Origin of the sequence: Sinorhizobium sojae CCBAU 05684, assembly GCF_002288525.1 — a bacterium.
Classification (GTDB): domain Bacteria; phylum Pseudomonadota; class Alphaproteobacteria; order Rhizobiales; family Rhizobiaceae; genus Sinorhizobium; species Sinorhizobium sojae.
In genome coordinates this window covers 302,799-327,925 of sequence record NZ_CP023068.1, presented here as the reverse complement: position 1 = coordinate 327,925, position 25,127 = coordinate 302,799, and the positions used below count along the sequence as shown (strand labels likewise).

The following is a 25,127-nucleotide window of genomic DNA, read 5'->3' as shown; positions in this document are numbered from 1 at the left end:
CATGAAGCTCGCCACCTTCAACATCAATGGCGTGAACAAGCGGCTCGAAAACCTCCTCGCCTGGCTGGAAGAGGCCGAGCCCGATGTCGTTTGTCTGCAGGAACTGAAGGCGACGGATGAGCAATTCCCGAGATCGGCGATCGAAAGCGCCGGCTACGGCGCCGTCTGGCGCGGGCAGTCGGCCTGGAACGGCGTCGCGATCCTCGCCCGGAACGTCGAACCGATCCTGACGCGCGCCGAATTGCCCGGCGACCCGTCCGACAGCCAGAGCCGCTATATCGAGGCGGCCGTCAACGGGATTCTTGTCGTCTCGCTCTACGCTCCGAACGGCAATCCGCGGCCAGGACCGAAATTCGACTACAAACTCGCCTGGCATGCGCGTTTTGCCCGCCATGCGGCAACGCTCTTCGAAACCGGCCTGCCGGTCGTGCTCGCCGGCGACTACAATATCGTACCCGAGCCGCACGACATCTACCCGACCCACTCCTACGACGACAATGCCCTCGTGCAGCCGGAAAGCCGTGCAGCCTTTCGAGACTTGCTCGACCAGGGCTGGACCGACGCCCTGCGCAAGCGCTGTCCGGATGAAGAACTCTTCACTTTCTGGGACTATCGCCGCAACCGCTGGCAGCGCAATTGGGGCCTTCGCCTCGACCACATCCTCTTGAGCCGCAAACTCGCGCGCCGGCTTACCGCCGCCGGAATCGACCGGGCCGTCCGCGGCCGCGAGAACGCCAGCGACCACGCGCCGGTATGGATCTCGCTGCTAAGCTAGGCCCACTGCATGTTTTTCCCTAAGTCGGCCTCGGTTTAAGGAAAAAGACATGCAGCAATTCTTTGGGCGCCTGATGAGAGGCGCGGCGCTGTAGGAGCGAGGCTACTATTTGGGTCTGGTGGTCCCCCGCCAATCGTGCACGATAGGAAGAGAGCGACAGGGAGATAGACGATGACGAAAGTGACTGTGGGTTTCATCGGGCTCGGGCTCATGGGTCAGGGCATGGCAGCGAATATCCTGAAGAAGGGTTGGCCGCTCACGGTCATGGCGCACCGCAACCGGGCGCCGGTCGAAGCGCTTGTCGCCGATGGCGCAAGGGAGGTGAGGACGCCGCGCGAGATGGCGGAAGGTTGCGACGTCATCGTGCTGTGCGTCACCGGTTCGCCGGAAGTGCTTGCAGTGATTGAAGGTGCGGATGGCATCGCGGCCGCAGCGCGGCCGGTCACCATCGTCGATTGCTCCACCTCCGATCCGTCCGTCACCATGAAGCTTGCCGCGGATCTCGCCCGCAAGAATATCACGCTCGTCGATGCGCCGCTCAGCCGCACGCCGGCGGACGCGGCCGCCGGCACGCTCGACGTCATGGTCGGAGGCGTGGAGGAGGACCTGCGCCGGATTCGGCCGGTGCTCGAATGTTTTGCCGGCCGCATCGTCCATACGGGTCCGACCGGCACCGGCCATACGATGAAGCTTCTCAACAACTTTCTGTCGATGGGCTATGCCGCGCTTTATTCCGAGGCGCTGATGCTCGGCCGCCAGGCCGGGCTTACGCCGCAAGTCTTCGACAGCGTCATTCGCGGCGGGCGCATGGATTGCCCCTTCTACCAGACCTTCTTCCGCTGGGTACTGGAGCGCGATCCGAATGCGCATAAATTCGCGATCCGCAACGGCTTCAAGGACATGAGCTATCTCGCGGGCTTCGCCAATGCCTGCGGCGCGGCAAACCCGATCGGCGCGGCCGTGCGCAACTCCTTTGCCCAGGCGGTCGGCGCCGGCCGGGGCGAGGACTATGTGCCGATGCTGTCGGACTTCATCGCCGAGGCGAATGGCTTGCCCAAGCAGGAGTGACACGCCGCAGTCGGCACTTCGATTGCCGGTCACCGCCGCGACCACCTGCGCAATGAGAGAATACCATCATTGCCGAAATATTATCTCGCATAAATGCGAGACCGACGACCGCATGCGGCTTTGACTGCCTGCGCTCAAATGGCAAATGTGCCTTCGATCAAAATGGAACAAACGTTCCGATCCTGCACGGCAGCCAATCGAAACATTCCTGGAGGAAACATTCATCATGACGGCCCTTCCTTTTGCGCTCAATCATATGACGGCGCCGAACCTGCCGCTCGACGCCTTTTTCGAACTCGCGAAGTCCCTTGGAATTTCGGCCGTAGAGATCCGCAACGACCTTGCCGGCAACGCCATTCTCGACGGGACGAAGCCGGAGGCGGTAAAGACGCTCGCTGAAAAGCACGGCCTGAAAATCATCTCGATCAACGCCCTGCAGCGCTTCAACGAGTGGAACGCGGCGCGCGACGCCGAGGCGCGCGACCTCATCGCCTATGCCCGCGATTGCGGCGCCCAGGCGCTCGTATTGGTCCCCGTCAACGACGGCAGCGGCCAGGCGGATGGGGAACGCCAGGCGAACCTCAGAACGGCGCTCGAGGCGCTCAAGCCGCTTCTCGACGAGGCGGGGATCATCGGCCTCGTCGAGCCCTTGGGCTTCAAAATCTGCTCGCTGCGCTCGAAATCCGAAGCGGCCGAAGCGGTTCGCGAGATCGGCGGATCGACCTTCCGCCTCGTGCACGACACCTTCCACCACCACCTTGCCGGCGAAGATGCATTCTTTCCTGAACTGACGGGGCTGGTGCACATTTCCGGCGTCGCGGACGATGCCGTTGCCGTCGCCGACATGCGCGATCCGCACCGTGTGTTGGTCGACGCCGCGGACCGGCTGGACAATGCGGGCCAGATCCGGCGCCTTCGCGCAGAGGGGTATGAAGGTACCTTCTCCTTCGAGCCTTTCGCTCCTTCGGTGCATGGCCTGAGCGACCCGGCAGAAGCCGTGCGCGAAAGCATGACCTATTTGCAGGCGCAGGCCTGATTGCCGCACGCGAGGTCAAGAGCGGAAATCGATCCGGGCGTTGCAAGATAGGCTTGACGGCGCCCGGATAAAATGGAATACATATTCCGTCACGACAAACCGCTAGTTTGTTTGTTCCGTTTTCAGCGGAGGGAAGTGGAACACTGCTTCCGGGTGGGGATGAGCTTGATCTGAAAGGATCGAATTTCCGGCCAACGAGAGTAAGGTGTCGCCGGCACCGAATGTGGAGGAGAAAGACAATGAAGAAATTTATCCTGGGCACCGCCATCGCCGTCATGATGTCGACGGCTGCGCATGCGGAGACCATCGGCGTTTCGATGGCGCTCTTCGACGACAATTTCCTGACGGTCCTGCGCAACGGCATGCAGGACTACGCCGAGACGATCGACGGCGTCGAACTGCAGATCGAAGACGCCCAGAACGACGTCGCCAAGCAGCAGAGCCAGATCCAGAACTTCATCGCTGCCGGCGTCGACGCCATCATCGTCAACCCGGTTGACACCGACGCCACCGCGGCCCTGTCGAAGATTGCCGAAGATGCCGGCATTCCGCTGGTTTATGTCAACCGCGAGCCGGTGAACATCGACACGCTCCCGGAAAAGCAGGCCTTCGTCGCTTCCGACGAACGCGAATCCGGCACGCTTCAGACGCAGGAAGTCTGCAAGCTGCTCGGCGGCAAGGGCAAGGCCGTGGTGATGATGGGCGAACTGTCCAACCAGGCTGCCCGCATGCGCACCAAAGACATCCATGACGTCCTTGGGACAGACGCCTGCAAGGGCATCGAGGTCGTCGAAGAGCAGACCGCGAACTGGTCGCGTACCCAGGGCTCCGACCTCATGACCAACTGGCTTTCGGCCGGTATCGAGTTCGATGCCGTCATCGCCAACAACGACGAAATGGCAATCGGCGCCATCCAGGCACTGAAGGCCGCCGGCCGCTCGATGGACTCGGTCGTCGTTGCCGGCATCGATGCCACGCAGGATGCGCTTGCCGCGATGGCTGCCGGCGATCTCGACGTGACTGTCTTCCAGAACGCCGCCGGTCAGGGCAAGGGTTCGGTCGATGCCGCCCTCAAGCTCGCCAAGGGCGAGTCGGTTGACAAGAAGGTCTACATTCCCTTCGAACTGGTTACGAAGGACAACCTCGCCGACTACCAGGCAAAGAACTGATCGTTCTCCGGGAGCGCGGCCGACGCCGCGCTTCCCCTAGAAACAAGTCCCGCCCGAGGCTCTGAAAGAGCCCATTAGAAGGCACTTCCGCCCGCCGCGAGGACGTTCCGGTCGATACCGGAAAATGGGAGGCAATGAGAATGACGCTCAGTCCCACGACGATGGCAGCCGTGCGCGCCAGCGGTGCCATACCCAATGCCGAATATCTCCTGACTGCTGAAGGCGTCCGCAAGGAATTCCCGGGGGTCGTCGCGCTCGACGACGTCGAGTTCAAGCTGAAGCGCGGCACCGTCCATGCGCTGATGGGCGAAAACGGCGCCGGCAAGTCGACACTGATGAAAATCCTCGCCGGCATCTACCACCCGGACAAGGGTTCGGTGAAACTCAGGGGTGTCGATATCCAGTTGCAGTCGCCGCTCGATGCGCTGGAGAACGGTATCGCCATGATCCATCAGGAACTGAACCTGATGCCCTTCATGACGGTCGCCGAAAACATCTGGATCCGCCGCGAGCCGAAGAACCGCTTCGGCTTCGTCGACCACGGCGAGATGCGCCGCATGACGGCAAAGCTCTTCGAGCGCCTGAAGATCCACCTCGACCCGGATATCGAGGTCCGCCACCTCTCTGTCGCCAACCGGCAGATGGTGGAAATCGCCAAGGCCGTCTCCTACGAGTCCGACGTTCTCATCATGGACGAGCCGACCTCGGCGCTGACCGACCGCGAGGTGGCGCATCTCTTCGAGATCATCCGCGACCTGCGCTCGCAGGGCATCGGCATCGTCTACATCACGCACAAGATGAACGAGTTGTTTGAGATCGCCGATGAATTCTCGGTGTTCCGCGATGGCAAATATATCGGCACCCATGCCTCGAGCGAAGTGACCCGCGACGACATCATCCGCATGATGGTCGGCCGCGAGATCACCCAGATGTTCCCGAAGGAGGAGGTGCCAATCGGCAACGTCGTCCTTTCGGTGAAGAACCTGACGCTCGACGGCGTCTTCCAGGACGTCTCCTTCGACGTGCGCGCCGGCGAAATCCTCGGCCTCGCCGGCCTCGTCGGCTCCGGCCGCTCGAACGTCGCCGAAACGCTGTTCGGTGTCACCCCGGCAAGCTCGGGCACGATCTCGATCGACGGCAAAGAACTTGTCATCGACTCCCCCAATACGGCGATCCGCAACCGGATGGCGTTCCTGACCGAAGACCGCAAGGATACCGGTTGCCTATTGATTCTCGACATTCTCGAGAACATGCAGATCGCCGTGCTGCAGGACAAGTTCGTCAAGGGCGGCTTCGTCAGCGAGAAGGAGGTTGCCGCCGCCTGCGAGGAAATGAGCCGTAAGCTGCGCGTCAAGACGCCCAACCTGCATGAGCGCATCGAGAACCTTTCGGGCGGCAACCAGCAGAAGGTGCTGATCGGCCGGTGGCTGCTCACCAATCCGCGCATTCTCATTCTCGATGAACCGACGCGCGGCATCGACGTCGGCGCCAAGGCCGAAATCCATCGGCTTGTGACCGAACTCGCCCGCAACGGCGTCGCCGTCGTCATGATCTCGTCGGAAATGCCGGAAGTGCTCGGCATGAGCGACCGGATCATGGTGATGCATGAAGGCCGGGTCACAGGCTTTCTCGACAGGGCGGAAGCCACCCAAATCAAGGTCATGGAACTTGCCGCGCGCTAGGCGCGTGATGCCGACCGCAGGGAGGAATGAAAAGTGGACACCAATATCGCTGCACATAGGACGACTGCGCCGCTCGCCGGAGCGAAACGGCGCATGCCGCCCGAGTTCAATATTTTCCTGGTGCTGATTGGGATCGCGCTGGTCTATGAAATTCTCGGCTGGCTTTTCGTCGGCCAGAGCTTCCTCATGAATTCCCAGCGCCTGACGATCATGATCCTCCAGGTCTCGGTGATCGGCATCATCGCCGTCGGCGTCACGCAGGTGATCATCACCGGCGGCATCGATCTGTCGTCCGGCTCCGTCGTCGGCATGACGGCGATGATTTCGGCGAGCTTTGCACAGGCCTCCACCTGGCCGCGTGCACTCTATCCTTCGCTTACCGACCTGCCGGCAATCGTGCCGATCGGCATCGGCGTCGGAATTGGCTTCGTGGCCGGCTTCATCAACGGCCAATTGATTGCCAGGACGAAGATTCCGCCCTTCATCGCCACCCTCGGCATGATGGTGTCGGCGCGCGGTGTCTCCAAGTGGTACACCAAGGGTCAGCCGGTTTCCGGCCTCACCGAAGAGTTCAACTTCATCGGCACGGGCATCTGGCCAGTCGTGGTCTTCCTCGTCGTCGCGCTCATCTTCCACATTGCGCTGCGCTATACGCGCTACGGCAAGTTTACCTATGCGATCGGCGCCAATGTCCAGGCGGCGCGCGTCTCGGGCATCAATGTCGAAGCACATCTAGTCAAGGTCTATGCGATTGCCGGCATGCTGGCGGGCCTCGCCGGCGTCGTCACCGCTGCCCGCGCCCAGACTGCCCAGGCCGGCATGGGTGTCATGTACGAGCTCGATGCGATCGCCGCGACCGTCATCGGCGGCACCTCGCTGACCGGCGGCGTCGGCCGCGTCACCGGCACGGTCATCGGCACCGTCATCCTCGGCGTGATGACCTCCGGCTTCACCTTCCTCCGGGTGGACGCCTACTACCAGGAAATCGTCAAGGGGATGATCATCATCGCCGCCGTCGTCGCCGACGTCTATCGCCAGAAAGGCCGCAAGAAGGCGTAAGCACTTTTCTGCTCTCCCAGCGCAGTGCCTGGCCGGGATGAAGAAATTCGTCCCGGCATTTTTCTGTCTGCAGGCCTCTCTCGATCGGCGCCCCGCGGGCGTCCACGATCCCTCGACGCCTCATGCTGCAGGAAAGGTTACGGTCACCTTCAGCCCTCGACCACCCGCGCCGTCTTCCAGCCGCATCGCGCCACCGTAGAGAGCAGCGATCTCCTCGACGATTGGCAGACCGAGACCCGTGCCGGGCGACTCGTTGCCGCCCCGCCGGAAACGCTTGAGCACGGCTTCGCGTAGTTCCTGTCTGATGCCCGGGCCGTTATCCTCGACCTCCAGGGCGACATAGCCCTTGCGCCCTTCGACGCGCACGGTCACCTCGGCGCCGCGACCGGCATAGAGGAGCGCGTTTCCAATGAGATTCTTCAGCAGTTCTCCGACGAGAAGGGGTTCGGCCCGGATGCGGTGCTCCCCTTCTCCGGCAAAGCCGAGGTCGATATCCGCATCGCCCGCTGCCGGCACATGCTCGGCGGTTATGGCGCGCGCAAGCCCCGCAAGTTCGATCCGCTCCGTCCCGCGCGCCTTTTCCTTCGCCGCCGCGTCGATCTTCGCCATCAGGAGCAATTGCGCGAGAATACGCTCCGCATTGGCGACCGCCTCGTCGGCCTTCAGCGCGGCGCCGCGCGCCTCCTCGAGCGTTGCCGCGCGGCGCGCCAGCGCAAGCTGTGTCCGGATGATCGCGAGCGGCGTCCGCAACTGATGGCTGGCATTGCCGGTGAAGTTGCGAAGGGCGTCCAGGGCCGACTGCAGGCGCACCATGAAGGAATTGACCGTATCTACCAACCCCTGCACCTCGCTGGGCACGCGCTCGCGGATCGGATGGAGGTCGTCTGGACTACGCTCGGCGATCGCATCGCCGAGGCGATAAAGCGGCCGCAGCGAGAAGGTGACGGCAATCCAGACGATCACCGCGGCACCTGCAATCATCAGTCCGAGGCGCAGGGCCGAATGCAGCAGGATTGTCTGGGTCAGCTGGCGTCTGGCGATCGTCGTCTCGGCTACCGTCACCACGAAGGGCACGGAGTTGACCCCTGTCGAAGCGGAGCGCCGAAGCACTGCGAGCCTGATGGGCTCACCTCGGAACGCCGCGTCGGCAAAGCGCGTCGACTGGCCCCCGGGCTCCTCAGGCGAGGGCAACGTCTGATAGCCGGTAATGAACCGCCCCGGAGGACCGTCCACCCGATAGAAAACCCTGTCCTGCGCGGCCGACGTCAGCATTTCGAGTGCCACATAGGGAATATCGACCTGCAGCGTGCCATCCTCGGCGACGACGACCCGCTCCGCAATCGCAAGCGCCGAACCCGCGAGGACGCGGTCCGAGACGGAATTTGCCGTTTTGACGGCTTCCCGATAGGTGTCGATCAAGGCGATGACGCCAATGACGGCAGTCGAAATGAGAAGCCAGCCGAGCAGCCTGCGCCGGAGCGAATAGACCACGGTCCTCATTCGGAATTGGCCGCCTTCTCGAGATAATAGCCGATGCCGCGCGCGGTGCGCACGGTCAGGCCGTATGGTGCGAGACGCTTGCGCAGGCGGCTCACATATTGCTCGATCGCATTGGCGCTGAGATCATCGTCGAGGCCAGTAAGCGACTGCACGATCGCATCCTTCGCGACCACCTTGCCGGCGCGCATGAAAAGTAGTTCGAGCAGGCCGAGTTCGCGCGCGGGAATTTCGATCGGCACGCCGCCGGCGGAGAAGCTGCGGGCGGTGAGGTCCAGCGAGACGCTGCCGTAGCTGACGATCGAACTGCGCAGGCCCGCCTGGCGCCGCAACAGGACGCGCACACGCGCTTCGAACTCGCCGATGTCGAAGGGCTTGATCAGATAATCGTCGGCACCGAGATCGAGTCCCTTCACCCGCTCCTCCGGCGAACCGCGTGCCGTCAGGATCAGGACAGCCGCCCGGTTCTGGCGCCCCCGCATCGCGCGCAGTACGTCGAGCCCGTCCATTTCCGGCAGATTGAGATCCAGGATCACCAGGTCGAAGGTCTCGGCCGCAGCGACGGCATGCGCCGACGCGCCGTCTCCCACGACGTCGACCGCATAGCCGCTTCCGCGCAGGAGCGTCGAAAGGCCCTCCGCCAGGGCCCGATTGTCCTCAACAAGCAAGATACGCAAGTATCGCCTCCCCCCTGGGATCACTCTATCGATCGCAACCTTTCTTGTGAACGGCGTCCGCGTCAGGCATTGTGAAATTATGCGCTGCTTGATTTCTTTCGCTTTTTGGTTGCTGTCGGCGTCGCTCGCCTGCGCGGCGGCGGTGCTCTTCCCGGCTGCGTCCGGTAATCCCGCCGCGCCCGTTCTCGTCGTCTACTCCTCGCTTGACGAGCCGCTGGCGCGACCGATGATCCTTGGCTTCCAAAAGGCCAACCCCGATGTGGCCGTACGCTACGAGGACATGCTGACGGGGGAGATATACGACCGAATTGTCGAGGAGACCGACTCGGGGAAGAAAACGGCCGATTTCGCTTTTTCCTCGGCGATGGACTTGCAGGTCAAGCTCAGCAATGACGGCTACGCCCAGCGTAGCGACGTGCCCATGAGCGCACGTTGGCCGGACTGGGCGAATTGGCGCAACACCGCCTATGCCCTCACCTTCGAGCCGGCGGTCTTCGTCTACCACAAGCCGAGTTTCACCGAAGAGCCCCCGCCGTCAACGCGCGCGGAATTGGTCGAGTATCTGGAGCGGGCAGAAACTGCCGTATTCGGCCGCGTCGGCACCTATGACATCGAGCGATCGGGGGTCGGCTTCCTCTTCATGGCGCGCGATCAGGAACAGTTCGGCGATATCTGGAGCGTGATCCGAGCGATGGGGGCGGCCGGCGTCAAGCTCTATTCGACCAGCCAGGCGATCCTGGAGCGCGTGGCGGACGGCCGCTTCGTCCTCGGCTACAACATCTTAGGCTCCTATGCCGCCGACTGGGCCTCGCGCGACCCCGACCTCGGCATCGTACTGCCGAAGGACTACACCGTGGTGATGTCGCGCATCGGGTTGGTGCCGCAAGCGGCCGCCACTCCGGAGCTCGGCCGACGCTATCTGGAGTTTTTCATGTCCAAGGAAGGCCAGACGATCATGGCGCGCGAACTGCAGATTCCCGCAGTCAGCCCCGAGGTCGCCGGCGAGAACACGGCCAACACGATGCGGGAGATGCTCGGAGGTCAGTTGAAACCGGTACCGGTCAGTCCCGGCCTGATGGTCTATCTCGACCAGGTCAAGCGTGCCCGCCTGATCGCTCGCTGGAACGAGGCGCTCAGACAGCAGTGAAATTATCGACAGCCGAAGCAAAGCGTTTACGCGACAAGCCCTTGATGTCAGGTTAATGTCAGCTTTCTATGATGGCTTTACGTCGTCGGCGGACCGTGGAGGCGGGTGCCGGCGGCGCATCGGGAGGAAGGGCGCCAATCCCGTCGGAGGCTACCGCCCTGACGTCAGCTGTCCGTTTCTCCCGTTCGCAACGACAGTCACATGTGCGGGAATGTACCCGCGCGCTCACGGAGGAACGACTTTGAAACACTTTTTCCTGGCATCCATTCTCGCCGGCGCCCTCGCGCTGCCCGCCTATGCTGCTGACTACACGATCATTGCGCCGGCAAATCCCGGCGGCGGTTGGGACCAGACGGCCCGTTCGCTGCAGACCGTGATGCAGCAGGAAGGCATTTCCGGCAACGTGCAGGTGCAGAACGTTCCGGGCGCAGGCGGCACCATCGGCCTTGCCCAGTTTGCGAGCCAGCAGAAGGGCAACCCGAATGCGCTGCTCGTCGGCGGCTACGTCATGGTCGGCGCGATCCTGACCAACAATTCTCCCGTCACGCTCAAGGACGTTACCCCGATCGCGCGCCTGACCGGCGAATACGAGGCGATCGTCGTTCCGGCTTCGTCCGAAATCCAGACAATGTCTGACCTCGTCGAGGCGCTTAAGAAGGATCCGGGCGCCGTCTCCTGGGCGGGCGGTTCGGCCGGCGGTACCGACCATATCACCGTCGGCCTGGTCGCAAAGGCTGCCGGCGTCGATCCGACGAAGATCAATTACATCGCCTATTCCGGCGGGGGCGAAGCGCTGGCCGCAATCCTCGGCAGCCAGGTGACCGCCGGCATCTCGGGCTATGGCGAGTTCGAATCACAGATCAAGGCCGGCGCCCTCCGTCTGCTTGCCGTCTCCAGCGCCGAGCGCATCGAAGGCATCGATGCCCCGACCTTGAAGGAATCCGGCCTCGACGTGGTCGTCGAGAACTGGCGCATGATCGCCGCGGCCCCTGGTCTCACCGAGGAACAGGAAGCCGCCATCACCGCGGATATCGAGAAGGTCGCCAAGTCCGCCGCCTGGCAGGACGTCCTGAAGACCAAGGGCTGGCAGGACACCTATCTCGCCGGTGATGCCTTCGAAGAACAGCTTACAAAGGACATTGCCGCCACCGAAGCCGTTCTGAAGGACATCGGGCTGGTAAAATGAACCAGGGAAACCACCCTTCGACCCAGACGCGCCGCCCTGATTGGGCGGCGCTCACCATCGCCGCCGTGCTGGCGGTTATTGCGGGCGTCATTTTCTGGGACGTGTCCCGCCTGACAGGTCTCGCCGGCTATTCTCAAGTCGGCCCGACCACTGTGCCCTATGCAATTGCCTTCTGTCTCATCGCACTGGCGGTGTGGACGGCAGTCGAGGCGCTGAGGGGCGACTTCCCCGAACGCGACCATCAGGAGATCGGCCCGGTCGCCTGGATCGTCGGCGGGCTTGTGGCGCAGATGCTGCTCCTGAACACGCTCGGTTTTTCGATCGCTACTGGCATGCTTTTCGCGCTTGCTGCGCGCGGCTTCGGCAAGCGCAAGCTGTGGCTGTCGGTGCCGATCGGCATCGCCTTCAGCTTTGTCGTGTGGGTGATCTTCGCCAAGCTCCTGCAACTGTCGCTGCCGGCAGGACCACTTGAACGCCTGTTCTTCTAAAGAGGCCGCCGGACCATGGGTACTTTTGATTTCCTGATGCAGGGGCTGCTGGTTGCTGCCCAGCCGATGAACCTGCTCTACGCGCTGATCGGCGTGACGCTCGGCACCGCCGTCGGCGTGCTGCCGGGCATCGGCCCGGCTCTCACGGTCGCGCTGCTGCTGCCAGTCACCTATCAGCTAGATCCCGCCGGCTCGCTGATCATGTTTGCCGGCATCTATTATGGCGGCATGTATGGCGGTTCGACCACATCGATCCTGCTCAACACGCCTGGCGAAAGCGCCTCGATCGTCACGGCGCTCGAGGGCAACAAGATGGCCCGCGCCGGACGCGGCGGCCCTGCGCTCGCGACAGCCGCGATCGGCTCCTTCGTCGCCGGCCTGATCGCGACGATGGGGCTAGCCTTCATCGCCCCCTATATCGTTAAGCTGGCGCTCGTCTTCGGCCCTCGCGAATATTTCGCGCTCATGGTCCTCGCCTTCGTCACCGTGTCCTCGGCCTTCGGCGACTCGGCCCTGCGGGGGCTCACCTCGCTCTTCGTCGGCCTTACCTTCGCCATCATAGGCATCGACCAGCTGACCGGGCAGACGCGCCTTTCCTTCGGCGTGCCGGACCTGCTGGACGGCATCGAAGTGACGACGCTCGCCGTTGCCATGTTTGCGATTGGCGAAAGCCTCTTCATCGCTGCCCAGGGCGACCGCGGGCCCGACAAGGTCGAGGCCGTCCGAGGTTCGGTCTGGATGAGTGCCGCGGACTGGGCGCGTTCCTGGAAGCCTTGGTTGCGCGGCACGTTCATCGGCTTTCCGATCGGCGCGATGCCGGCAGGCGGCGCCGAAATCGGCACGTTCCTGTCCTATGCGGCCGAGAAGCGCCTGACCAAGCACCCGGAGGAATTCGGCAATGGCGCGATCGAAGGCGTCGCCGGACCGGAAGCCGCCAACAACGCCTCCGCCGCCGGCACGCTGGTGCCGCTCCTGACCCTCGGCCTGCCGACCACGGCGACCGCCGCAATCATGCTGGCCGGCTTTCAGCAATTCGGCCTTCAGCCGGGACCGCTGCTCTTTGCTACCAACCCGCAACTGGTCTGGGGCCTGATCGCCAGCCTGCTTATCGCCAATTTCATGCTGCTGGTCCTCAACCTGCCGCTGATCGGCCTCTGGGTGAGACTTCTGACGATCCCGAGGCCGTGGCTCTACGCCGGCATCCTGTTGTTCGCGACGCTCGGCACCATCGGCGCCAACCCCTCCGTGTTCGAACTCGGCATGCTGCTCGCCTTCGGCCTGCTCGGCTATATCATGCGCGTCTTCGGCTATCCGATCGCACCGGTGGTCGTCGGCCTGATCCTCGGGCCGCTCGCCGAGCAGCAGTTGCGCCGGGCGCTGTCGATCAGTCAGGGGGATGTCACCGTGCTCTTCACCTCGCCGATCGCAGCGGTGCTGCTGGTGATTGCTGCGCTCGCGTTCATCGTGCCGCTGATCATGCGGGCACGCGGGCGCGGCGACGTGCTGACGCAACTCGCCGCCAGCGAAGACTGACCCGCGCTCTGGACGAGATTCAGGCCCGGCCGGCAAACCCGGCCGGGCCTGCTTGCGTTGCATGGCTGGGCTGAGGTTTTGTGCATTGCAAAAGACGCCCTGGACGCCCATCTTCAACTCATAAAAGCAAGGAAAGTGAGCAAAGAGATGAGCAAGAACCGCATGGGTTTCATTGGCCGCGCCTTCGCCGTGCTTGGAGCAGCAACCGCGGCAGCCGCGGCTGTCGAAGGCAACCGTCGCCCGCGCGAGCGGGATCTCCGCACACTCGGCATCGACCCGGCGAACTTCCCGGACACCCGCCGGGGCTGACACGATATCGGCGCTGAGAAGGCGGCCGACCATCAACTACAGCGCCGCGCGTCTTATCAGACGCCCAAAGGTCGCTGTAGCACTTGAATTGCTGCATGTCTTTGTCCTGAAAAGGGGACATGCGGTAGATGCGCGGCGGCTGGCGCTGCCGCGGCCAAGCCGCAAATTCCCCGGTCCCAGCAGCCGGTTCTGTTCCCGCAAAAGAGCTCGATTGACCGACCGCGCCCCCCAGGCTTGACCGGCAGCACCTGAGTGCGATCATCACCGTATGATCAATGCTGTGCTTCTGGACCTTGCGGGGGTCGTCTATGATGGCAACAGGGCCATTTCCGGAGCGGCGGAAGCCGTTTCCCGCCTGCGCGCGTCCGGTCTTCCACTCCGTTTCGTCAGCAACACCACCCGCTCGACGAAGCATGCGGTACTCGAACGGCTCGCAAATCATGGGCTTTCCGTTTCGAGCGAGGAACTGTTCACGCCCGCCGAGGCGGCGTGCAACTGGCTTCGCGATCACCGCCGATCGCCACACCTTCTGGTTCACCCCGACCTCAATTCCGATTTTCACGACCTTCCCGTGACCGACCAAAAGGCAGTAGTCGTCGGCGACGCGGGCGACGCCTTCCACTACAGGTCGCTGAACGAGGCGTTCCGGCAGCTGATCGGCGGCGCCGAATTGCTGGCGCTCGCGCCGAACCGGACATTCAAGGATGAAGACGGACAATTGAGCCTCGATGCGGGCCCCTTTGTCGCGGCGCTTGAATATGCGAGCCAGACAAAGTCGATCGTGCTCGGCAAGCCGGCGCCCGATTTCTTCCGTTCTGCACTCGCCACCATTCCCTGCCCGGCGGCGGAAGCCGTAATGGTCGGAGACGACGCTGAAACCGATGTCGCCGGTGCGCTCAGAGCCGGCCTGGGACAAGCGCTTCTGGTGCGCACGGGCAAGTATCGCGAGGGTGACGAGGCGCGTTTCGAGCCGTCCCCGACCGCAACGGTGCGCGATATTTCGGCCGCTGCCGACTGGATCCTTGCGCAAGGGGGCGCCTGAAAAGAAATCATGGCGCCGGCCCGCGGGGCCGACGCCATGAAACATCCTTGGGAGGATTGAGACCGCTACAGCGCCGTGCGTCCTTCAGGACGCACAAAACACGCTGTAAGACTGTGAGCCCACGCATCGCTTTCCGAAAATCGGGTCCGATTCTCGGCCGATGCCTCAGGCGACCTTCGATACTTCCGTCGAGACGCTGACGATCGTCTTCAGAACGCGGGAGGCGATCTGGTAGGGGTCGCCCTGGGAGTTCGGACGGCGATCTTCGAGGTAGCCGCGATAGCCGTTGTTGACGAAGCTGTGCGGTACGCGGATCGATGCGCCACGGTCGGCAACGCCGTAGCTGAACTTGTTCCACGGTGCGGTCTCATGCTTGCCCGTGAGGCGCATGTGGTTGTCCGGGCCGTAAACCTCGATGTGCTCATGCAGGTTCTCTTCGAAGGCGGCCATGAGCGCTTCGAAATAGTCCTTACCGCCGACTTCACGCATATAGGCGGTCGAGAAGTTGCAGTGCATGCCCGAGCCGTTCCAGTCCGTGTCGCCGAGCGGCTTGCAGTGGTACTCGACGTCGACGCCGTATTTTTCCGTCAGGCGCTGCAACAGGTAGCGCGCCATCCAGACTTCGTCGGCAGCTTTCTTGGAGCCCTTGCCGAAGACCTGGAATTCCCACTGACCCTTGGCCACTTCGGCGTTGATGCCTTCATGGTTGATGCCGGCAGCCAGGCAGATATCGAGATGCTCTTCGACGATCTGGCGTGCGATGTCGCCGACGTTCTTGTAGCCGACGCCGGTGTAATACGGACCCTGCGGTGCCGGATAGCCCTGCTCCGGGAAGCCGAGCGGACGGCCGTTCTTGTAGAAGAAATATTCCTGCTCGAAGCCGAACCAGGCGCCTTCGTCATCGATGATCGTGGCACGGCTGTTCGACGGATGCGGCGTCTTGCCGTCCGGCATCATGACTTCGCACATGACCAGTACGCCGTTGGTGCGAACCGGGTCCGGATAGACGGCAACCGGCTTCAATACGCAATCGGAGCTGCGGCCCTCGGCCTGCATCGTCGAGCTTCCGTCGAAGCCCCAGAGCGGAAGCTGTTCGAGCGTCGGAAACGCGTCGAATTCCTTGATCTGCGTCTTGCCGCGGAGATTTGGAACGGGCGTGTAGCCATCGAGCCAGATGTACTCGAGCTTATACTTGGTCATTAGCGATCTCTCTAACGTGTGCTTCGAGGGTTGAGCAAAACCTGTCGGCCTGGACGCGGCACGCGCGGCTCGACCACCAGGGATCAATCCTCTCAAAGCATCAAGCGTGCCAGTTCGACGGCCGACTAGACTCTTTTTTCGGCAACAACCGGATTCAAACCGGAATCAGGGCTGTCTGCCGGGCGGTCGACGCGGCCCATGAGCGCCGGCATTCGTCCGGTGCCGGGCCGCAGCTTCTCGCCACGGTGTTGATTTTTCTGACGCATGACACGCCAGTCGCCCAAAGCGGCAAGCTATGCCCCCTGGATGCATCGAACAAAACGACTGCTTAAAAAAGCGCACCGCGAACCACCCCAGAACGGCGAACAATCAGGAGTGCTAACGATTCCGGCACCAGATTGAATATTTTTTCGGCATTTCGCGCAAATCATGTGCAATTTCTGGCGCGACATACTATCTTTCGATAGGACTCACGGGAGACCAGAGCATGGCCACGAGTTTACACGGCAAGTCCGCGACGATCCTGCAGTTTCCGAAAAGAATCCCCCGGAAGGCCGACGAGCGTCGGCTGGAAGCAAAGGAAAGAATGGACGTCGCCTCGTCGGAGGTATGCGTGGCCGTCGACGGCTGCTGGTACCACGAAGACGCGCTCCAGGAAGAAAACACCAGGCACTGAGTGGCGGTAGCTGCCGCCTGTGAACACCTGCCGCGGTCAGCGACGCCCGCCGAGTTCATCGATGTGGACGAGCATGTCGGCGGGGTCTTCAAAGATGCGGTAGGCGCCGGCGTCCCTGAGTTCGTCACGACCGTAGCCGCCACTTAACAGCCCCACACCCAGCGCCCGGCAGCGCACTGCTGCGAGCATGTCCCAAATGCTGTCGCCGACGACCACAGCCGTTTCGATCGGGGCGCCGAGTTGCTCGGCAGCGGCGAGAAACAGATCCGGATCCGGCTTGGCATATTTGACGAGGTCTCGCGTAACCACCGGGACCGCGGCCGGGTCGACGCCAAGGGCCACGAGATTGACGGCGGCGGTCTCCAGGCGGCCGCTGGTCGCAATTGCCCAGGAAATTTTCGCGTCGGTAAGCCAGGCAAGGAGTTCGCGCGCGCCGGGTAGCGGCCTGATGCGATCCGCCTGCCGCTTGTAAGCCTCGGCATGGCGCTGGCGCAGCCGCGCCACGCGTTCCTCGCTGAACTCCATGTTCGTTTCGCGCAGCAGCTGATCGGTAAAGAGGCCGCCGCTCATGCCGATCTTGCGATGGATTCGCCAGACAGAGAGATCGATGCCTTCGTCGTCGAGCGCCTCTTTCCAGGCGAGTACGTGTTGATAGACGCTGTCGACGAGCGTGCCGTCCAGATCGAACAGGAACACCGGTTCAATACGCATACAGCTTCTCCCGTTTTCCGACTCTATGGTGCCGCTACAGATATGGCGCGCTCCGCGGATAAGACTACAGCGTCGCGCGTATTTTCAGACGCGCAAAGGTCGCTGTAGCACTTTAAAATCGCTGCCTGTCTTTGTCCTAAAGTCGAGGTCGAGTTAAGAAAGACATGCAGTAGGCGAGCGACTCCTATTCGCGCCGCAAGAAATGAAGATTGCCGGAGAGATCGGAAATCACGATCTCGCCCGCATCCCACAGAAGGACGGAGACCGGCCGCGTCAGCCCTTGGACGACGACGTTTCTTTCGCCCGTCTTCGGGTCGAGCTTCAGCAACCGGCCGCTTTCCTGCCGGAAGCCCTCTTTCTGATCGTAGCCTCCGTGTTCAAGCACCAGCATGGCCCCGGCCCCGTCGAAGGCAATCGCTACCGGGGCATTAAGGTCGTCGGCCTCGAGCCGCAGTTCCGGATCGCCGCCCGATATCGGCAATGAGACGACTCGTCCGGCGCCCGGCAGGAACGGGAAGCCGCCGAAGAGCGCGACATAGAGGCGCCCCTTGCGAAGGGCGATGCCGGTCGGCACGGCATCGACCTCGTACTCGCCGTTCGCCCGGAACTCCGTCGGCGAAAGGCTCTGCATTGCGCTTGGCCCTTGAGCCAATCGGCGAAAGGTGGCGACTCCTCTTTTCGCGCCGTCGAGCGCGACATGCTCGACACTGTTGCGGGCCGCATCGACCACATAGAAGCCACTCTCCGTCGTGACGAGATCGAATGGATTCCAGAATTCATTGCTGATGACCCGCGTCCTTCCCGCGGCGTCGAGAAATATCAGGCTATGATCCAAGGGGCTTTCGCCGGATTTGACCGGCGTCCACCCCTGGGCCACCACGAACCCGTCGCTATGGCGCAGGACACGATAGGGTCCGGTCGGATCGCCGATCACGTCCAGTCCGTGCGGCAATACCGGACCGAAGGCGACGAAGCCGCCTTCCGCGCCGCGACGAAGCAGGCGGCCGCTCGCCAGATCGGTCACGAGCAGCGCGTCGCCATCGCGGGCAAGGCCGCCAAACGCCGCGCCCGGCACGTGAACTGTCTCAAGCCGATGGCCGGCCGCGGCCGATGGCCCGGCAATCGAGGCCGCCGGAAACAACAGCCAGGCGGCGGCGATCAGGGCAACGAACGCACGCATCGGAAACCGCCATTGGCTGCGAAACGGAAGTCGGGATCGTAAGCGAGACGATACGTGGTCGTGAGGTGTTCTGCATCGCTGTTCCAGGCGCCGCCGCGAAGCACGCGATAGCGCCCGCCGCCAACAACGGATGTCCCTTCATAAGGCCGGTAGATGTCGCCCGTCCATTCCCAGACATTGCCGATGAGGTTGAGTACGCCCTCCTCGCTGGCGCCAGCGGCTAATGCCTCCGACGGCGCGGTCATCAGGTAGCCGTCGCGATCGTCGCCCGCACAACAGACTTCACTGCCGGCATTCGCGCGCATCTCGTCAGGCGGTGTCTCGCCCCAGGGAAAGGACCTCCCCGCCGTTCCGCGCGCGGCGCGCTCGTATTGCTGCTCGGAAGGCAGCGCCAGGCCGTGGTGCCGGCAAAAGGCGTCGGCGTCGCCCCAACTGACGCCGACGACCGGCCGGTCGGCGAGACCAAGCAGCGGATGGTCGGCGTAGAAGGCAGGACGATGTCCGGTCGCCGCAACGAAGCGCTCATATTGCCGATTGGTGATCTCAGTGCGATTGATGGCGAAACCCCGACCCTCGAGGATGCGGCGGGGACGCTCGTTCTCCGGACCGTCATCACGGCCGAAGACGAAGCGACCGGCCGGAATCTCGATGAGCGGATTTCCGGCGATTGGATCGAGATCACCGGCGAGCGCACTGGACACCATGAGGAGAGCGACTACCGCCGGCCTGCCCTTGTCCCGGCATCCATCCAAGTAGCGCCAAGTGCCGCGGCGTGCACGGCGATACACCCCTCTGCCCTGCCTGTCCGCAATCGGCCTAGAAATACACACGCCGCTCCGTCTCCGCGTCGAACAGGAACATACGGTCCGTGGCAATTTTGACGCCCACGGGCTGGTCGATCTGGCCGGCGAAATTCTTATCGGCGCGCAGGGTGATGAGCTCGCCGCCGAGTTGCAGGCTGACAAGCGTATTCTCGCCGGTGAGTTCCACCGAATAGATCGGCGCGACCAGGTTGACGTCCGGGTCCTCGGCGCTCGTCACCTGGATGTCTTCGGGACGCGCGCCCAACACCGCGCGCCGGACATCAAAGCGGCCGGCCCCCCCAACCCTCAAGCCTGCGCGTGCGAAGACGCCACCCCTCACCTCCCCGGAAACGAGGTTCATCGCCGGCGACCCGATGAAGCCGGCGACGAACAGCGTGCGCGGATCGCTATAGATCTCCCTCGGCGTCCCAAGCTGTTCGATGACGCCTCTGTTCATGACCGCGACGCGGTGGGCAAGCGTCATTGCCTCGATCTGATCGTGCGTGACGTAGATCGTCGTTACCTGCAGTTCGTGCTGCAGGTGCTTCAGTTCCGCGCGCATCTGGGTGCGCAGCTTCGCGTCAAGATTGGAGAGCGGCTCGTCCATCAGAAAGACGCGCGGCGTGCGCACTATGGCGCGGGCAAGCGCTACGCGTTGGCGCTGGCCGCCCGAGAGTTCTTTGGGCAGGCGTTTGAGCATGGTGTCGAGCTCGACGCGGCGCGCCACTTCGACAATGCGGCGCTTGTATTCGTCCGGCGGCACTTTGCGGATCTTCAACGGATAGCCGATATTGTCCTCGACCGTCAGGTGTGGGTAGAGCGCGTAGGACTGGAAGACCATTGCGACGTCGCGGTACTTCGGCAGCACGTCGTTGATGCGGTCGGCGTCGATGTAGATGTCGCCGGATGTCGGCTCTTCGAGGCCAGCCACCATCCGCATCGTCGTCGTCTTGCCGCAGCCGGACGGCCCGAGCAGCACGAGAAATTCCTTGTCTTTTATCTCGAGGTTGAAATTGGCGACGGCGACGAAGTCGCCGAACTTTTTGGTCACGTTCTCGAACCTGACGGAAGCCATGTGTCTCAACCCTTGAGGGCGCCGAGGGAAAGGCCCCGGACGAGGTGCTTCTGCACGATGAAGGCGAAAATGACGATCGGCACGCAGGCCATGAAACCGGCAGCGCTGATCTCGCCCCAATAGGTCGTGTATTGCGTCACACGTCCGGCAATGCCGATCGGCAACGTCTGCGATTGCTCGGTGAGCGTGATGATCAGTGCCAACAGGAATTCGTTCCAGGAGATGATCAGGCAGAAGATGGCGGTCGCCGCGAGGCCGGGCCGCGCGAGCGGCAGGGCCACGTGCAGGAACGCGCCCCAGCGCGTGTCGCCATCGACGATCGCCGCCTCTTCGAGTTCTACCGGAAGGTCCTGGAAATAACTCTTCATCATCCAGGTCGCAAAGGGCAGGTTGAAGGCCGTATAGGCGATGATCAGCGCCGCCTTGGTGTTGAGCAGGTCGAAATAGTTGAAGAAGAGATAAAGCGGAATGATGCTGACGATTGGCGGCATCATGCGCGTCGACAGGATCCAGAAGGAAACATGCTTGCGCCATTGCCAGGGATAGGTGAACCGTGCGAGTGCGTAGCCCGCCATGGTGCCGAAGGTCACGGATATTACGGTCGTGCCCACCGCGACGAGGAAGCTGTTCAGCGCATAGCGCAGGAATGGGCGCTCGATGAAGGCCTGTTCGTAATGCTTGAGCGTCGGATTGCGCGGCACCCATTCAGGCGGCACGGCGAAGATGTCGATATCGAATTTGAACGAGTTCGCGGCGATCCAATAGACGGGAAAAAGCGTCAGGACCAGGGCAATGAGAATCGTCCCGTAGGCGGCAAGGCGAAGTAGCGTCTCACGGCTGCGGCTGCGCGTTTTGAACCTCATCGCCATCTCACTCCACCAGTCGCATGCGTTTCATGAACCAGGTGCTGAGGACGATCGTCACGAACAGCACGAAGAGCGATATCGCCGCCGCATAGCCGGGATCGGCGAAACGGTAGGCGACCTGATAGATGTAGAGACTCAGCACCTTGGTTCGGTCCGCCGGACCGCCTCCCGTCAGGATGAAGACCAGGTCGAACAGCCGCAGCGCATCCATGACGCGCAGGAGCAGCGCAATGGCAATAACCGGCTTCAGGAAAGGAATGGTAAGGTCCCAGAACTGCCGCCAGGACGAGGCGCCGTCGAGCTCGGCCGCCTCGTACGGTTCCACTGGCAGGCTCGCGAGCCCTGCCAGCATCAGAAGGAAGATAAAGGGGGTCCACTGCCAGACATCGGCGACGATAATCGAGAACATCGCCAGGTCGACATCGCCTGCCCAGGCCTGGGGCGGAAGGCCGAGGCGGTACATGATCTCGTTCAGCACGCCGAATTGCGGCTCATAGATGAGCTTCCAGGTAATCGCCACGGCGATCGGCGGGAGCATCATCGGGATCATCAGCACCGTCTTCAGGAAGGTCATCCGCCGGATATATTTGTCAAGGAGCAGCGCCAGGCCGAGACCGAGCAGGAACTCGACCGAGACCGCCACGACCGTGAAGATTGCGGTATTGCGTAGAGCCGCCTGGAACTGGCCGTCGGAAAAAAGACGGGCAAAATTGGCTGCGCCGACGAACTGCCAGGGCAGATCGGGATTTGGACTGATCCGGTGGACAGCCGCATAGAACATGTAGAGGCTTGGAAAGATCGTCAGCGCAAGAAGGATGAGGACCGCCGGCGCCAGCATTAGGTAGCGCAGGCGGCGTTCCGCCCAACGCTCGAGCCCACCTCCGATTGCGAGCGAGGCGGCAGATTTGCCTTTCATCGGCATTGATCCTCCGGCGGGCCCATAGCCGGAGAGCGACGACCGCGCGGGGAACCTCCAGCGCGGCCGTGGCAAACGCGGCCTGGGGCCTCGTCCGACATCGGGCGCCGCCTAGTTGAGACCAGTGATCTGTTCGACCGCGGCCTGTGAGTTCTTCAGCGCCTCTTCCGGGGCGATGGTGCCTGCGACGGCCTTGGAGAGCTCGATTCCGAAGGCATTCTCGATCTCGGGCCACTTCGGATGGCGCGGCCGTGGCGTCGAGGCCTCGATCGCCTCCATCAGCACCGGATAATGGCGGAACCTCTCCTGCTGGGTTAGCTCCGGATCGGTGAAGACCGACCGCCTGACCGGAGGATTGCCGCGCTCGGCCGAAATCTTGATCTGCTCGGGCGAAGTCGCCCACAACATGAAGTCGAAGGCCTCCTGCTTGTTTTTGGCAGCCGACATGATGCCCATCGTCCAATGGCCGATTTCGGAACTGCCGGGCTCCGTGCCGTCCGGTATGGGGCCATAGGAAATCTTGCCCACCATTCTCGACTGGCTCGGATCCTCGAAGGTCGCGACCCAGTTCGGCCAGTTGATCGAAGATGCCGCGGTTCCGGCGGCCATCGCCGTGCCGACTTCGTTGGCATTGTAGCTTTCGACGCCCTTCGGAGAGACGTCGCGCAGCGACATGAACATCTTCATGCCCTCGGCGCCTTCGGGCGTATCGATCGTCACCTTCGTGCGATCGTCGTTGAACATCTTCGCGCCATAGGACCAGAAGATCGGCATGAAATCGGCAACGACGGGGTTGCCTTGGCCGCCTCGGAAGACATAGCCGTAGTACCGCCCGTCTCCCTGTTCGGTCAGGGCCGCGGCCGCCTTCAGCACGTCATCCCAGGTTTCAGGTGACTCGACTCCGACCTCCTTGAACTTGGCGGCGTCATAGAAGAACATCTGCGCGTTGCCGACATAGGGCAGGCAGACATAAGGGCCCTCATTATAAGGGTTGCGGCAGATCGCCAGCGACTTCGACAGGAAATCGTCGTCCGGCCCTTCGACGCCGGCATTTTTGAAATAGCTCGTCAGATCCTCGAGATGCCCATTCTCAGCAAAGAACGGAATCCACGGATCGTCCATCAGAATGATGTCGAACACTCCGGACCGCGTCGCCCCGGCGTTGGCGCCCTGTTCGAAGACGTTCGCATAGGGTGCTTGGACGATCTCGACTCTCGTATTCTTCAATTTTGCATAGTCGGCTGCCGCGGCCCTCAACCCGTCGCCTTCACTGCCCGAAGGCACGAGGATCGTGATGTCGGCCCAGGCCGATGCGTTGACCGCCAGCGCCGATGTGGCGACCGCCAGCGCAAGACACATTTTTCGCAGCATGATGTACCTCCCAATCCGAGCACCTTCGCAGGATCACTTCACATCGTGATCCCGCGCGATCCGGCCTGGCGGAGACGCTGAGGCAACGTACGTGAGAGAACCGGCCCCTGTCACGGGCCGGTAGACCACGGGCTTCTCCTCAAGCCGACGTTGCTCCACGCCAATTTATCACATTGTCTGCACAATTTAGAGTGCTCTTATCAGCGTTTGCCTTATTGGTGCTGGCGATGGAAATGCACCCCCTCCCGAGGCTAATGGTAAAAATCTGACGCTTGGTGTCCGATGCGGATTACCTGTTCCGACCCATTGCTGCCACTCGTTGATGTCGACCGGGACTTCCGGTGCAGGCCCAAGAGCCGCCGTTCCCAGACCGCGCTCAGGTAGTTCTGGGCCATTTCCGGAAGCCTCAGAACCCGGATTTTCGATGCCTGTCCGCCTCGAAGCGCTCTTTGCAGACCTCGGTCATATGGGCGATGGCCGGCTTCAGGTAGTTGCGCGGATCGAAATTGTCCGGATGTCCGAGGTGATGTTTACGAATCTCGTCGGTGAAGGCGAGGCGGAGGTCCGTGTCGATGTTGACCTTGCGGACGCCGAGCGGAATGGCCTTCTGGATTTCCGCGACCGGCACGCCCCAGGTCTTCTTCATCTTGCCGCCATAGGCATTGAAGAGCTCCTGCAGATCGGCCGGCACGGAGGACGAGCCATGCATGACGAGGTGGGTGTTCGGCAGCCGCTTGTTGATCTTGGCGATCGTCTCGATCGACAGGATCTCGCCGTCAGGCTCGCGCGTGAACTTGTAGGCGCCGTGGCTCGTGCCGATCGCGACGGCAAGAGCATCGACGCCCGTCTTGGAGACGAAGTCGAGGGCTGGTCGGGATCCGTCAGCAGTTCCTCGCGGGAAAGCTTGCCTTCGAAACCGTGGCCGTCCTCCTTGTCGCCGGCACTCAGGATCACCGGAGAGTCGGTCGCGTCGGCGGCTCGCATGACGGCCTGAATATATCGAGATTGTTTACATTGAAGGCTGGCAGCGCATAATTGTTCTCCGCCGCGTGGTCGAGCAGTTGCCGCAATGTGATCAATGCCATCGTGTTTTCCCGCCTGGTTCAAGAGAGAAACTTAAAGTTCGCCCGTCAGAAATTGCGCCCTGCCGTGTCCGAAAGACCAATCTTCATCGGTATTCTCCGTGAATGAGATCATCACGTCCGACGCCGCGATGCCGCATTTCTCTTGGAGAGCCGCACAGAGATTCTCATAGAATGCCACTTTTGCGGCTTTGCCCCTCGGACGCGATACCACCTCCAGCAAGACGAACTTGTTGGTCCGAGGAATGCCGAGACCTGTGTCCAGGGCTCGCATGTTCAAGGGCGCATGTTCGTTGACGATCTGATAGCGGTCCGCGGTAGGCACATCGAATGTCTGGACCATAACATCATGGGCGACATCGAGAAGATAATCGATCTCCTTGGGAGAACGGCTTTGGTAAAGATGAAATTTCAAGATCGGCATGGATAGCTTCTCCGTTGGGACGAGACTGTCGATGGAGGCACTAGCCTTGTGGCTGGTCATGCCCGTCGTGACCTCAGGGAGGCGTCGATGAATTCGAATGAGCTGGCAACATGTCGCGCGAGCGTAAGGCTCCCTGCAATTGATGGGCTCGTGGA

24 protein-coding genes and 1 pseudogene are annotated in these 25,127 nt (G+C 62.4%); 13 read left to right on the top strand and 12 right to left on the bottom strand.

Going from position 1 to position 25,127, the window contains the following annotated elements:
* Position 1: 1 nt before the first annotated feature.
* The 6 genes from SJ05684_RS19210 to SJ05684_RS19185 all read left to right on the top strand — a co-directional run bounded on the left by SJ05684_RS19210 (position 2) and on the right by SJ05684_RS19185 (position 6,789).
* Positions 2-775 (top strand): exodeoxyribonuclease III, encoded by a 774-nt coding sequence (locus tag SJ05684_RS19210; protein ID WP_034854534.1) that lies wholly within the window; start codon positions 2-4, stop codon positions 773-775.
* 171 nt (positions 776-946) lie between these two features.
* Positions 947-1,843 (top strand): NAD(P)-dependent oxidoreductase, encoded by an 897-nt coding sequence (locus SJ05684_RS19205; protein WP_034854535.1) that lies wholly within the window; start codon positions 947-949, stop codon positions 1,841-1,843.
* A gap of 226 nt (positions 1,844-2,069) precedes the next feature.
* A complete protein-coding gene (locus tag SJ05684_RS19200; protein WP_034854536.1) occupies positions 2,070-2,879 on the top strand; it encodes a TIM barrel protein in 810 nt (269 codons plus the stop codon).
* A 239-nt stretch (positions 2,880-3,118) separates the two neighbouring features.
* A complete protein-coding gene (locus tag SJ05684_RS19195) occupies positions 3,119-4,048 on the top strand; it encodes a sugar ABC transporter substrate-binding protein (RefSeq protein ID WP_034854537.1) in 930 nt (309 codons plus the stop codon).
* Between the two features lie 140 nt (positions 4,049-4,188).
* The gene (locus SJ05684_RS19190; RefSeq protein WP_034854586.1) at positions 4,189-5,730 is read left to right on the top strand and encodes a sugar ABC transporter ATP-binding protein; all 1,542 of its coding nucleotides are present in this window, start codon (positions 4,189-4,191) and stop codon (positions 5,728-5,730) included.
* Positions 5,731-5,763: 33 nt separating this feature from the next.
* Positions 5,764-6,789 carry an ABC transporter permease gene (locus SJ05684_RS19185; RefSeq protein ID WP_034854538.1) on the top strand — a complete coding sequence of 342 codons (1,026 nt, stop codon included), beginning with the start codon at positions 5,764-5,766 and terminating at the stop codon, positions 6,787-6,789.
* Between the two features lie 120 nt (positions 6,790-6,909).
* On the opposite strand, the gene SJ05684_RS19180 is transcribed toward SJ05684_RS19185, so the two are convergent.
* Positions 6,910-8,289 carry a sensor histidine kinase gene (locus tag SJ05684_RS19180; protein WP_034854539.1) on the bottom strand — a complete coding sequence of 460 codons (1,380 nt, stop codon included), beginning with the start codon at positions 8,287-8,289 and terminating at the stop codon, positions 6,910-6,912.
* Positions 8,286-8,963 (bottom strand): response regulator transcription factor, encoded by a 678-nt coding sequence (locus SJ05684_RS19175; protein ID WP_034854540.1) that lies wholly within the window; start codon positions 8,961-8,963, stop codon positions 8,286-8,288. Before SJ05684_RS19175 ends, SJ05684_RS19180 begins: the two co-directional genes overlap by 4 nt.
* A 79-nt stretch (positions 8,964-9,042) precedes the next feature.
* Here SJ05684_RS19175 and SJ05684_RS19170 point away from each other — a divergent pair, with 79 nt between their 5' ends.
* The 6 genes from SJ05684_RS19170 (at position 9,043) to SJ05684_RS19145 (ending at position 14,668) form a co-directional block, all read left to right on the top strand.
* Positions 9,043-10,110, top strand: coding sequence for an ABC transporter substrate-binding protein (locus SJ05684_RS19170; RefSeq protein WP_034854541.1), 1,068 nt, complete (start codon positions 9,043-9,045; stop codon positions 10,108-10,110).
* A gap of 241 nt (positions 10,111-10,351) precedes the next feature.
* A complete protein-coding gene (locus tag SJ05684_RS19165) occupies positions 10,352-11,296 on the top strand; it encodes a Bug family tripartite tricarboxylate transporter substrate binding protein (RefSeq protein ID WP_034854542.1) in 945 nt (314 codons plus the stop codon).
* Positions 11,293-11,784, top strand: a complete 492-nt coding sequence (locus tag SJ05684_RS19160; protein WP_034854543.1) for a tripartite tricarboxylate transporter TctB family protein — start codon at positions 11,293-11,295, stop codon at positions 11,782-11,784. The genes SJ05684_RS19165 and SJ05684_RS19160 overlap by 4 nt, the downstream gene beginning before the upstream one ends.
* Positions 11,785-11,799: 15 nt before the next feature.
* Positions 11,800-13,317 carry a tripartite tricarboxylate transporter permease gene (locus tag SJ05684_RS19155; RefSeq protein ID WP_034854544.1) on the top strand — a complete coding sequence of 506 codons (1,518 nt, stop codon included), beginning with the start codon at positions 11,800-11,802 and terminating at the stop codon, positions 13,315-13,317.
* A gap of 147 nt (positions 13,318-13,464) precedes the next feature.
* Positions 13,465-13,626, top strand: a complete 162-nt coding sequence (locus SJ05684_RS19150) for a hypothetical protein (RefSeq protein WP_085939058.1) — start codon at positions 13,465-13,467, stop codon at positions 13,624-13,626.
* 268 nt (positions 13,627-13,894) lie between these two features.
* Positions 13,895-14,668 carry a TIGR01458 family HAD-type hydrolase gene (locus tag SJ05684_RS19145; RefSeq protein ID WP_034854545.1) on the top strand — a complete coding sequence of 258 codons (774 nt, stop codon included), beginning with the start codon at positions 13,895-13,897 and terminating at the stop codon, positions 14,666-14,668.
* A gap of 165 nt (positions 14,669-14,833) precedes the next feature.
* Here SJ05684_RS19145 and SJ05684_RS19140 read toward each other — a convergent pair whose 3' ends face one another.
* On the bottom strand, positions 14,834-15,868 hold the full coding sequence (locus tag SJ05684_RS19140; RefSeq protein ID WP_034854546.1) for a glutamine synthetase beta-grasp domain-containing protein: 1,035 nt from the start codon (positions 15,866-15,868) through the stop codon (positions 14,834-14,836).
* A gap of 487 nt (positions 15,869-16,355) precedes the next feature.
* On the opposite strand from SJ05684_RS19140, the gene SJ05684_RS19135 reads away from it, so the two are divergent.
* Positions 16,356-16,544 (top strand): DUF2735 domain-containing protein, encoded by a 189-nt coding sequence (locus SJ05684_RS19135; protein WP_034854547.1) that lies wholly within the window; start codon positions 16,356-16,358, stop codon positions 16,542-16,544.
* Between the two features lie 36 nt (positions 16,545-16,580).
* On the opposite strand, the gene SJ05684_RS19130 is transcribed toward SJ05684_RS19135, so the two are convergent.
* The 9 genes and pseudogenes from SJ05684_RS19130 to SJ05684_RS19090 all read right to left on the bottom strand — a co-directional run bounded on the left by SJ05684_RS19130 (position 16,581) and on the right by SJ05684_RS19090 (position 24,972).
* Positions 16,581-17,255: an HAD family hydrolase gene (locus SJ05684_RS19130; protein WP_034854548.1), complete on the bottom strand. Its 675-nt coding sequence runs from the start codon at positions 17,253-17,255 to the stop codon at positions 16,581-16,583.
* 184 nt (positions 17,256-17,439) lie between these two features.
* Complete coding sequence (locus SJ05684_RS19125; protein ID WP_034854549.1) at positions 17,440-18,435, bottom strand: ScyD/ScyE family protein; 996 nt, start codon at positions 18,433-18,435, stop codon at positions 17,440-17,442.
* Entirely contained in the window at positions 18,414-19,139 is a 726-nt protein-coding gene (locus SJ05684_RS19120) for a formylglycine-generating enzyme family protein (RefSeq protein ID WP_034854550.1), read from the bottom strand. The genes SJ05684_RS19125 and SJ05684_RS19120 overlap by 22 nt, the downstream gene beginning before the upstream one ends.
* A 112-nt stretch (positions 19,140-19,251) precedes the next feature.
* Positions 19,252-20,313 (bottom strand): ABC transporter ATP-binding protein, encoded by a 1,062-nt coding sequence (locus tag SJ05684_RS19115; protein WP_034854551.1) that lies wholly within the window; start codon positions 20,311-20,313, stop codon positions 19,252-19,254.
* 5 nt (positions 20,314-20,318) lie between these two features.
* The gene (locus tag SJ05684_RS19110; RefSeq protein WP_085939062.1) at positions 20,319-21,176 is read right to left on the bottom strand and encodes a carbohydrate ABC transporter permease; all 858 of its coding nucleotides are present in this window, start codon (positions 21,174-21,176) and stop codon (positions 20,319-20,321) included.
* Between the two features lie 7 nt (positions 21,177-21,183).
* Positions 21,184-22,095, bottom strand: a complete 912-nt coding sequence (locus SJ05684_RS19105) for a carbohydrate ABC transporter permease (protein WP_034854587.1) — start codon at positions 22,093-22,095, stop codon at positions 21,184-21,186.
* 111 nt (positions 22,096-22,206) lie between these two features.
* Positions 22,207-23,466: an ABC transporter substrate-binding protein gene (locus SJ05684_RS19100; protein ID WP_034854553.1), complete on the bottom strand. Its 1,260-nt coding sequence runs from the start codon at positions 23,464-23,466 to the stop codon at positions 22,207-22,209.
* A gap of 380 nt (positions 23,467-23,846) precedes the next feature.
* Positions 23,847-24,551: pseudogene (locus SJ05684_RS19095) on the bottom strand (class II fructose-bisphosphate aldolase); the annotation flags it as partial.
* Between the two features lie 31 nt (positions 24,552-24,582).
* Positions 24,583-24,972, bottom strand: a complete 390-nt coding sequence (locus tag SJ05684_RS19090) for a tautomerase family protein (RefSeq protein ID WP_034854554.1) — start codon at positions 24,970-24,972, stop codon at positions 24,583-24,585.
* Positions 24,973-25,127: the final 155 nt, after the last annotated feature.